This window comes from Clostridium frigoris, assembly GCF_018861865.1.
Lineage (GTDB): Bacteria > Bacillota > Clostridia > Clostridiales > Clostridiaceae > Clostridium_AD > Clostridium_AD frigoris.
Genome location: NZ_JAHLDV010000082.1, coordinates 1 through 9,571, shown reverse-complemented (window position 1 = coordinate 9,571; position 9,571 = coordinate 1). Strand labels below are relative to the sequence as shown.

The 9,571-nt window shown below is 30.9% G+C and carries 10 protein-coding genes, 1 other RNA gene and 1 pseudogene; 9 read left to right on the top strand and 3 right to left on the bottom strand.

Annotated elements, in window-relative coordinates:
- The 4 genes from KPL37_RS18315 to ssrA form a co-directional block, all read left to right on the top strand.
- The coding region (locus KPL37_RS18315; protein ID WP_216151519.1) for an IS200/IS605 family accessory protein TnpB-related protein at positions 1 to 567 on the top strand (567 nt) is incomplete at its 5' end.
- A 680-nt stretch (positions 568 to 1,247) separates the two neighbouring features.
- A complete protein-coding gene (rnr, locus tag KPL37_RS18310; RefSeq protein ID WP_216151518.1) occupies positions 1,248 to 3,449 on the top strand; it encodes a ribonuclease R in 2,202 nt (733 codons plus the stop codon).
- A 226-nt stretch (positions 3,450 to 3,675) separates the two neighbouring features.
- Positions 3,676 to 4,143 (top strand): SsrA-binding protein SmpB, encoded by a 468-nt coding sequence (smpB, locus tag KPL37_RS18305; RefSeq protein ID WP_216151517.1) that lies wholly within the window; start codon positions 3,676 to 3,678, stop codon positions 4,141 to 4,143.
- A gap of 225 nt (positions 4,144 to 4,368) precedes the next feature.
- Positions 4,369 to 4,721: a transfer-messenger RNA gene (gene ssrA / locus KPL37_RS18300) on the top strand.
- A gap of 494 nt (positions 4,722 to 5,215) precedes the next feature.
- Here ssrA and KPL37_RS19965 read toward each other — a convergent pair.
- The 3 genes and pseudogenes from KPL37_RS19965 to KPL37_RS18290 form a co-directional block, all read right to left on the bottom strand.
- A pseudogene (locus KPL37_RS19965) lies at positions 5,216 to 5,665 on the bottom strand (recombinase family protein); the annotation flags it as partial.
- Between the two features lie 221 nt (positions 5,666 to 5,886).
- Positions 5,887 to 6,219: a recombinase family protein gene (locus KPL37_RS19960; RefSeq protein ID WP_246578369.1), complete on the bottom strand. Its 333-nt coding sequence runs from the start codon at positions 6,217 to 6,219 to the stop codon at positions 5,887 to 5,889.
- A 57-nt stretch (positions 6,220 to 6,276) separates the two neighbouring features.
- Positions 6,277 to 7,047, bottom strand: coding sequence for a LexA family protein (locus tag KPL37_RS18290; RefSeq protein ID WP_216151516.1), 771 nt, complete (start codon positions 7,045 to 7,047; stop codon positions 6,277 to 6,279).
- Between the two features lie 250 nt (positions 7,048 to 7,297).
- Here KPL37_RS18290 and KPL37_RS18285 point away from each other — a divergent pair, with 250 nt between their 5' ends.
- From KPL37_RS18285 to KPL37_RS18265, 5 genes are all read left to right on the top strand, one after another.
- On the top strand, positions 7,298 to 7,480 hold the full coding sequence (locus tag KPL37_RS18285; protein ID WP_216151515.1) for a hypothetical protein: 183 nt from the start codon (positions 7,298 to 7,300) through the stop codon (positions 7,478 to 7,480).
- Positions 7,481 to 7,495: 15 nt separating this feature from the next.
- The gene (locus KPL37_RS18280; protein ID WP_216151514.1) at positions 7,496 to 8,059 is read left to right on the top strand and encodes a hypothetical protein; all 564 of its coding nucleotides are present in this window, start codon (positions 7,496 to 7,498) and stop codon (positions 8,057 to 8,059) included.
- A 90-nt stretch (positions 8,060 to 8,149) separates the two neighbouring features.
- A complete protein-coding gene (locus KPL37_RS18275; RefSeq protein ID WP_216151513.1) occupies positions 8,150 to 8,917 on the top strand; it encodes a hypothetical protein in 768 nt (255 codons plus the stop codon).
- Between the two features lie 2 nt (positions 8,918 to 8,919).
- Positions 8,920 to 9,153 carry a hypothetical protein gene (locus KPL37_RS18270; RefSeq protein ID WP_216151512.1) on the top strand — a complete coding sequence of 78 codons (234 nt, stop codon included), beginning with the start codon at positions 8,920 to 8,922 and terminating at the stop codon, positions 9,151 to 9,153.
- Between the two features lie 109 nt (positions 9,154 to 9,262).
- Positions 9,263 to 9,478, top strand: a complete 216-nt coding sequence (locus tag KPL37_RS18265) for a DEAD/DEAH box helicase family protein (RefSeq protein ID WP_246578368.1) — start codon at positions 9,263 to 9,265, stop codon at positions 9,476 to 9,478.
- Positions 9,479 to 9,571: the final 93 nt, after the last annotated feature.

The following is a 9,571-nucleotide window of genomic DNA, read 5'->3' as shown; positions in this document are numbered from 1 at the left end:
CGTTTTAATATAGCAAATAAAACTTCAGGGCAAATTTCAAAAATTTTAGAAAAGGGTGCCTTAGAGCTTGTTCAAATAGCCAGGGATAAAAATAAACCACTTGCTGGTGAGGACATTAAAAACATTAGTAAATCCAAACTAACTTATGGGAATACTAAACGAAATATGAAAATCAGTATATTTGCTCATAAAAAAATCATTGAAGCAATCAGTTCCAGGGCTTTTAAAGAAAATTTAGCCGTATTTTATGTAAATCCAGCATACACTAGCCAAATGGGTAAAATAAAGTATATGAAAGCTAAAGGAATATCTATTCATGTATCCGCGGCATTCTGTATAGCTCGTAAAGCTCTTGGGTATAAAGAGAAAATACCTTTGATATATATAATATTTACAGGCAATTGGAAGGTGCTGTCCAAAGAGTTAAAGACACTTAAAATACATTATTTATATAAAATTTCAAGCACCTTCGGATACTACAATTTAAAAGCTTTTGTAAAAGATACTATAGTAAGCAATTATGCTGTCTTAAAAGAAAAGCCTATTGTAAAGTTTAGTTTTAATTAAATCATCTCCTGGGTCGCTGAAAATTAACAACTTTGGAAGCTTATTTAGACTGTCACCAAAGCAATTTTACTGGGCTAGACAACTGCCACTTATAGAAGATGTCAGACTTGAAGCTTCCAAAATGTTGTTAAATTATTTAGATAAATTACTTCAATATAAAAATAAAAAATTGCTTTATAGCTTATAGTTACCCTAAAATCTAAGGTTGCTACGCAGTGAAGGCACTTACGTGATAGGGGTGCATTAATTATGAGCTACTCATGAAATAATTATACTTGTAGCTTATTATAAAAATTAGCTTGTTTAGAATACTAAACAAGCTCTATGTTACAAGGATATTGTTTCTTACGGTTCTTAGTTCAATGAGAACTGGACCTCTTTTGCGGTTTACAATCGCCCACTTCTATAAGTGGTGCGTATGTTGAATAAGTATTAGGGAAGTATATAACCACATAGTATATACTAGATGCAGTTTTTAGATTATAATAAAGTGAGCAATTATAGAATTACATGAATAAATTAGCACAATAACATTAAGAATTAGAGTGATAATAAATAATTTTTAGAAAAATTTATAAACACAATAGTATAAAAATTATGTTGATATAAAAATTGAGCAAGTATAAAAATCAAAACACGTAAAAATTAAAACGTGTAGGAATTAAATAGGAGGAAATCTAATGGATATAAAAGAAACTTTAATAAGTTTTATGACAGAACAAGCATACAAGCCTATGAATATAGCAGAACTAGCTAGAGTGTTTGATATAAAAAAGAAAGAGATGAAAGGTTTTACGGCTTTATTATCTGAAATGGAGAAGGCTGGTGATGTAGTTAGATCAAAGGCTGAATATTATGGCATACCAGAAAAGATGGGTCTTGTAGTTGGTAAATTCCAAGGTCATCAAAGAGGGTTTGGATTTGTAATACCAGAAACAGAAAGACCGGATGTATTTATTCCCGCAGACAATGTAAACGGAGCAATGAATGGTGACAAAGTTCTTGCAAAAGTTTTAAAAGAAGAAAATAACGGGAAGAAATGTGAAGGGGAAATTGCAAAAGTAATAGAAAGATCTAATAAAACGATAATAGGAACTTACCAAGATAGTAGTAACTTTGGTTTTGTAGTAGCTGACGATAAGAGAATTGCTCAAGATATATTTATTCCTAAATCTGAAAGACTTGGTGCAAAAACAGGGCAAATAGTAATTGCTGAAATAACTCAGTGGCCAGAACAAAAAAGAAATCCTGAGGGAAAAATTATTGAAATCCTTGGTAACAAAGGGGATGCAGGCATTGATATATTATCTATAATCAAGAAACATAAACTACCAGAGGAATTTCCAGAAGCAGTTGAAACTTATACAGAAAACATATCTGATGAAATTCCAAAAGAAGAATATGCAAGAAGAAAAGATCTAAGAGATTTACGTATGGTAACTATAGATGGTGAGGATGCTAAAGATCTAGATGATGCAGTGTCTATAGAACTTTTAGATAATGGCAACTATCGTTTAGGTGTCCATATAGCGGATGTTTCTAATTATGTTAAGGACAAAAATCCTTTAGACAAAGAAGCTTTAAAAAGAGCAACTTCAGTATACTTAATTGATAGGGTTATACCAATGCTACCTAAAAAATTATCAAATGGGGTTTGTAGTTTAAACCCTAAAGTGGATAGGTTAGCACTTACTTGTTTTATGGAGATAGATAAAAACGGAAAACATGTAGATCATGAAATAGTGGAAAGCATTATAAAAACTAATGAGAGAATGACTTATACTGATGTTACAAAAATACTTACTGATAAAGATGAAGAAACAATTAAAAGATATGACTATTTATATGAAGACTTTAAACATATGGAAGAGTTATGTGCCATTCTTAACAAAAATAGAATGAATAGGGGCGCTATAGATTTTGATTTTACAGAGTGTAAAATAATATTAAATGAAAATGGAAAACCTATAGATATTGTACCTTATGAAAGAGGTATTGCAAATAGAGTAATAGAGGAATTTATGTTAGCTGCTAATGAAACTGTAGCTGAACATTTTTTCTGGCTGAATGTACCATTTGTATATAGAATTCATGAGGATCCAGATGAAGAAAAACTAATGCGTTTTAGTGAATTTGCACATAATTTAGGATATGCTGTAAAGTGGGGTAAGGAAGTTCATCCTAGAATGCTTCAAGATATATTAGGGAAAGTTAAAGGTCAGAAAGAAGAAATGGTAGTAAGTACACTTCTTCTCCGTTCTATGATGAAAGCAAAATATTCATCAGAATGTAGTGGGCATTTTGGTTTGGCTGCTAAGTATTATTGTCACTTTACGTCACCAATTAGAAGATATCCAGATTTAATGATCCATAGGATAATTAAAGAGGTTATAAATGGAGGATTAAGTGATGCAAGAATAGAAAGATTAAAAAAAGAAGTCGAAATTGCTGCGAAACAATCTTCAGATATGGAAAGAGTAGCCATGGAAGCTGAGAGAGACGTTGATGACTTAAAGAAAGCAGAATACATGAATGAGAGAATTGGGCAAGAATTTGATGGTATTATTTCATCAGTAACTAATTTTGGATTGTTTGTTGAACTACCTAATACTGTAGAGGGTTTAGTTCATATGACTACCTTAGATGATGATTATTACGTCTTTGATGAAAGACATTTAACCCTTATTGGTGAGAGAACTAAGAAGATGTACAAATTAGGAGAAGAGGTAAGAATCATAGTTAGTAAGGTTGATCTAACTTCTCATGAAGTTTATTTTGATATAATTAAAGATGAGGATGAGCATGAAGAAGGCTCAGATGATTATTCAGTTAGTCAACTAAATGAACTTATAAAGGATGATTCAACAAAGGAAGAAGAGTAGATTGTAAAATAATCTTAATATAAGAATATAATTATGTAAGAATAAGAGATATAAGAATATAAGAGAGAAAACATTTTCTCTCTTGTAGATTATATATGGATTATTTTGTTAAAAACGTCTGTATATTCTTGAAATAAGGTACTATATATAGTATAATAATACTTACTAAACACAATAGTATAAAGCATTATTACACTATATTAATAAGAATAAAGTAGGTGAAGTTATGAGAAAGAAGACAGAAAATAAAACTCTTGCGCAAAATAAAAAAGCAAGACATGATTATTTTGTAGAGGAAGCAATGGAAGCTGGTATAGAGCTTGTTGGTACAGAAGTGAAATCCATTAGAGCTGGTAAAGCAAACTTAAAAGATAGTTTTGCAGATGTTATAAATGGAGAAATATACGTTAAGAATATGCATATAGGCCATTATGAGAATGGAAATCAGTTTAATGTTGATCCATTAAGGGCCAGAAGGTTATTGCTTCATAAAGAACAAATACTTAAACTAGGTTTATTCACAGCTCAAAAAGGTTACACACTAGTTCCATTAGCTCTTTATCTTAAAGATACTAAGGTAAAAGTTAATCTTGGTGTTGTTCGTGGTAAGAAGGATTATGATAAGAGAGATGCAATGCTAGAAAAAGATGCTAAAAGAGATATGGATAGACAGATAAAAGAGAGAATGAGATAAATTCTAATAATGTACTTAGATTCCATAATATTAGCACTTGATAAAGAATATAAAATGGTGTATCATTATGTCTATAGTCAGTAACATAGTAAAGAACTTAACATTACTATTTAATTGATATATGAGTTACAAAAAATTAGAAAATATAGATTTGCGTTATATATGTAATAATGATTTTATATTATTACAGTGCAAAAGATTTAAACTTAATCTTTTCACATCTTTGGGGGCGTACTTGGTTTCGACGGGGGTACGTTGTGTCGAGGAAGCGAGCTGAGGGAACCTATGGACCCGCATTAAAAAACTATTGGAACAATTTAAACGCAAACGATAATTTACAACTAGCAGCTTAGACTGCTACGTCTTACCTTAGAGTACCGCGGCTTAGGATAGGGCGACGACAGCGGTGAACCGAGTTCGGGAAAGCTTTGACCTGGAAACGGAAAATATGAAGCTACTAAAACTTAAACCTGGTCAGTAGGGGTTAGGTAGAGGGAATGTTAAATTATTGACTACGCTCGTAGATGCCTAGGTGTTGCTGCCTTCGGACAGGGGTTCGACACCCCTCGCCTCCACCATTTATATGTACAAAAATGATGATAAGATTTATTTCAACCTTATCATCAAATACAAAAACAGATTCTACATAGGTATTAATGATTTTCTTTAAATCATTGGTATCTTTTTTATTTATAGCGATAATATCTTTAATTATATATTGTTCTATTAATTTTTCGTTAATCTCAATACCTGTCATTCCAGCCTTGATTTCGTTTATGTAGCTAGATATTTTGTTTTTTTCAGTTTCTAAATTAGACATCTTTTCTTTAAGTGATATATGAAACATTCCTTGTGTTATAGCATTAAGTAGGTTGTTCATTTCAAATTCAAGTTCTTTAAGACGCTTATCTAATGACTTTAACTCACCAGTATTAGTATTCAACATTTTTTTATAATGGGTTATTAACTTTTTAGTAAGGCGTTTAATAGAGGCAATGTTTAATATTTTGGTTTTTAGTTCATTGAGTACTATATCTTCAAGATAATCTCTTGAAAGATTCTTCATTCTACATTGCTTTGTTCTATAGCGTGTTCCACAATTATATGTTGAGTATTTGGTTTTATTTCTTCCAGAGCAGCTTGTATGCCCTATCATTGCAGCACCACAAGAACCGCAAAATATTTTACCTGATAATAGGTAAGTCTCTTTAGCTTTATTAGAGGCGTTCCTTTTATTACTAAGCATTCTCTTTTGTACCGCATAGAAGGTTTCTGTATCTACAATAGCAGGCAAACCATCTTGAATCTTTATTATTTCCGATTCTTTCTTAGTCCCATGAGAATTTCTTTTTCCATTGAACATTTTAGAAGACTTATTAAAAACATAGATACCTATATACTTTTCATTTCTAAGTATTTCTGATAGGCTATTCTTGCCAAAGTTTCTTCCAGTTTTAGTTTTATATCCTAAAGAATTTAGTTTATCTATAATTGGGCTATAGCCATAACCTTTAGCATACATTTCAAACATGATTTTAACTGCGTTAGCTTCTCCCTCTTTAATTATGTATTTTTTAGTACTTGGATCTACACTATAACCAAGAGGAGGCGAACCACCGGTATGCTTACATTGAAGTGCAGTTTCCTTCATGCCTTTCATAACCTCTCTAGCAAGGTTTTTAGAATAGTATTCAGCCATACCCTCAAGGACGGATTCAAGGATAATACTTTCTGGGCTATCATCTAGATGCTCAAGTACTGATTAAGCCTTACGCCATTCTTCTTAAGTATTCTTTTGTAATGGGCACTATCATATCTATCTCTTGAAAAACGGTCAAGTTTATGGATTATGATTACATCAAACAACCCAAACTCACTATCGGTTATCATCTCAAGAAATTTAGGCCTATTATCAGTAGTAGCTGATTTTGCCTCATCGGTATATATTTTGGTAATTATAATACCTTCTTTGTCTGCATATTCATTTATAGCCCTTATTTGAGCGTGGATAGATTCTTCTCTTTGATTATCTGAACTGTACCTTGCATAGACTGCTGCATTCAATGTTAACACCATCCTTCGATAATTTAGAAATATATATTAAAATAAGTAGGTAGCCATCCATGACGGCTACTACTTTAAATTAAGGTTAGAGTGTAAATATGATACCTTACCGATTATTTTAATTTCAGAGCTTTTAAATTCGCTATTAGGATATGCGAATGAATCAAATTCAGCATTTTCTGCTTGAAACATAATTATGTTGTTGATTTTATTAAATCTTCTTATATAGGTTTCACCATTAATTATCACAACCACAATATCTCCATTATTACCATAATCCTGTGGTAGTACATAAACTAAATCCCCTTCTAGTATTTTTGTGTTAGACATACTATTATCCTCTACGCTTAGATAAAATGAGTTTTCAACGCCTTTTGTTTCGTGTGATGTAACATACGACCAATATGAAACATTTTCATCATTATCACTTTTAAAGCCTTCTGTATCATCTATATGTGATAATACAGGAACTTTAATAGGCGGAAGAATCTCTTTGTTGTTATCATACATTATGTTAGCTTGATTTCTTTTGTCTACTATAAGATTATCTCTTTCAGTATCGGTTAATGAAGGATTCATTTCTTTTAGCCATTGATTAACGGGATCCTCTATATAACCAGCTGCAACTGAAAGATCATCTTCGGTTACACCGTTACGTGCATTATTAGCGAATTTAGAAATTACGTCGGGGGAGGGAGCTGTATCTAATTTTAGATTAAGAAACTTAGATATATATGGTCTAGCTACTCCGCAATTTTTAGAGAATTCAGTAATTGTCCTTGAAGAACCAATTGCAGTCTTTAGTAGAGAACTAAATTTTTCATTGTCAAAGTCGTTCATAGTATCACCTCATTAATATTATAAATCAAAATCAAATTGAATACAATAAATATATTTTTGTAGCTTGGTTTACAAAACGAGAAATGCATGGTAGTATAGGAATATAGCAACGAAAAATATTTAATTGTATCCTAGACAACGGTATGCGATTAGGAAATGGAGAAGAATAAGCTTGAATAAGAAATCTTGTCAAACCCGACATAGATGAATAAAATCAGCATTAAAAAAATATACAAGAGGTGTAGCTTCCATGGATGTAGTAATAGTTAAAGCAACTTATGATAGAAAAGCTAGACTAAAGTTGAGCGAAGAGATTATAGACGAAAGAGTGGTTAGTGAAAACTTTGATATTCAAGTAATTGAAATACTTTTAGATGGAATGCTAAAGAAAAATATTATTGACAAACCAAGTTTTAATGCAAAAATAGCTTAAGAGGAGAGAGACAGAATGAAAAAGAGTAATAGCTTAATAAATATTAAAAAAGAGGACATTAGATTTCTAAAAGGTGCTTTAACAAAAGGTAATTATATAAAGTTTTTAGAATTATTAATAGATATAGACACCAAGTCTGATATTGAAATTAATAAAAGATATAAAGATCTTATAAAAAGTACATTAATAGGACAAAGAAAAAGATTAAGAAAGTTGTTAAAAGATACAACAAACCCAATTATAAATATACACACAATAATTTCAATAGTTGGTAGCTTACAACCGTTGCTTAGGAAATTTAATATAGTAGCTTCAGTCAATGAAATTTGTACAATAATTAATGTAAATAAGGAACAATTATTAAAAGGGGAAAAGGATTATGCAGAAGAAGTTGGAATAGAATTTGATAAAGAAGCATTTGAGGAAGTAGGCATTAATATTGATATGTTTGAACATCTGATTTTTGATTATGGATTAGAAAATAAAAATGACAATGTGTTTTATAGAGCTTACCATATAGCTTATCATATGAATGATATTTTAACGAAAGTAGGTGAAATGGCACTTAATTTAAGATAAATACTGATTTATAAATCGTAAGAGTTAGTAATAGTCAGGGCAATAAATAATTTGTGAAATCTAAAATAGTATTTGAGGGAGAGATAAATTATGAAATATATAACATCCGGTAATAAGGAGTCTGAAGGACCTTTTAGTAATGGTGACTACGAAAAAGATTTGAAGAAAGCTAGTAATATGAAGTTAGATAAACAGTTGAAAAGGTTAATGAAAGAAAAGTATGAGAATGTCTTATTTAATGAACAATTAAATTTGCAAGATATAGTCATATATAAAGACGAGTTGGAAGAGGAAGAAAGAAATAGTACAGATAGTAAAATGAAACAACGAATTAAATATAAATCAAACACGCTAACAAATGCATTGGAGGTAAGTGGAGAGTATATATATAAAAGTTTAATGATATATGGATTGGTGGCTACTGAGCATGATTTTGCACGAATAGTGGGGGGGAGTGTAGATGAGATTAATTACTGTATACAGAAATATAATTTAAAGAAACATAAAAGAGGATACATATTTATCTTGTTAACACTTTGCGGTGAATTGGAGGATTTTAATAATGGTGTATTCTTCGAGGTCATAGTTTGTAATATTATATCTTTAGGAAAGAAATTTGGACTTTTACTAGATACAAGTAAAAATGTACCAGGAATATATAAGGCTATAACAAAAGAGTATGAGCTCTACCCAACAGAATCAAAACTTTGCCTGAGGGAGTATGAAGTATTGTCAGCAGGAGAAGAAGTTTTACAGTATGAACAATTAGAAGTAGTTAATAAAATCGGAGCAATTTCAGAGAGATATGCTTCACTAGAAAGGGTACCTGAATTTAATTGTTTACAGGAAGGTGCATAAATATGGGTGAGGATACTTTGTTTAAGGCTAATAAATTAGTAGGAATTATGATGTTTAATGAGAAGCTCAGTGATTATCTAGAACGTGAAAAATTACTACCCAATAACCATAAAGGTTTATATCATTGTGATGATATAAAAAGAATTGTATCTGATATCATTAGTGAAAGTACGTTAGAGGATTTTCATGATTGGGGCTTTGGTGTATATTATGGTGATTGTGATATACCTTATTAAACTCACAATATACTAGTGATGTTCTTGAAATATAGTGAAGTATTATTAAAATAAAGCAAAGCTTGTATTTAACAGGTTTTGCTTTATCTTTTAAGAGGAGAAAGAGAAGATGATATACAAAAGAGTAAGTGATTTAATAACAACAGATGTGGTTAGGACATGGAATAAAGGTGACATTATAACAATAAGAGCTGGTACAGGTGCAGGTAAGAGCTACTTTGTAAAGACGATATTGTATGCTTTTGCTAAAAAGAATCATAAGAGAATATTGTTCTTGATACATAGGACTAACTGTGTAGATCAATTCCCCTATGTGTTAAGATAGTTGTCGTAGAGAGAAATATAGTATATTATACAGTATAGGCTTTACGAAAGGGGAAAGATATCATGGTGAGTAAAATTGGGTATTCTGAAGAAA

What these genes read in the sequence shown, in the direction of transcription:
- KPL37_RS18280 (WP_216151514.1), top strand. Translation starts at nt 7,496, where the DNA reads ATGAAAAAGAGTAATAGCTTAATAAATATTAAAAAAGAGGACATTAGA.
- KPL37_RS18285 (WP_216151515.1), top strand. Translation starts at nt 7,298, where the DNA reads ATGGATGTAGTAATAGTTAAAGCAACTTATGATAGAAAAGCTAGACTA.
- rnr (WP_216151518.1), top strand. Translation starts at nt 1,248, where the DNA reads ATGGATATAAAAGAAACTTTAATAAGTTTTATGACAGAACAAGCATAC.
- KPL37_RS18265 (WP_246578368.1), top strand. Translation starts at nt 9,263, where the DNA reads ATGATATACAAAAGAGTAAGTGATTTAATAACAACAGATGTGGTTAGG.
- smpB (WP_216151517.1), top strand. Translation starts at nt 3,676, where the DNA reads ATGAGAAAGAAGACAGAAAATAAAACTCTTGCGCAAAATAAAAAAGCA.
- KPL37_RS18290 (WP_216151516.1), bottom strand. Translation starts at nt 7,047, where the DNA reads ATGAACGACTTTGACAATGAAAAATTTAGTTCTCTACTAAAGACTGCA.
- KPL37_RS18275 (WP_216151513.1), top strand. Translation starts at nt 8,150, where the DNA reads ATGAAATATATAACATCCGGTAATAAGGAGTCTGAAGGACCTTTTAGT.
- KPL37_RS18270 (WP_216151512.1), top strand. Translation starts at nt 8,920, where the DNA reads ATGGGTGAGGATACTTTGTTTAAGGCTAATAAATTAGTAGGAATTATG.
- KPL37_RS19960 (WP_246578369.1), bottom strand. Translation starts at nt 6,219, where the DNA reads ATGGTGTTAACATTGAATGCAGCAGTCTATGCAAGGTACAGTTCAGAT.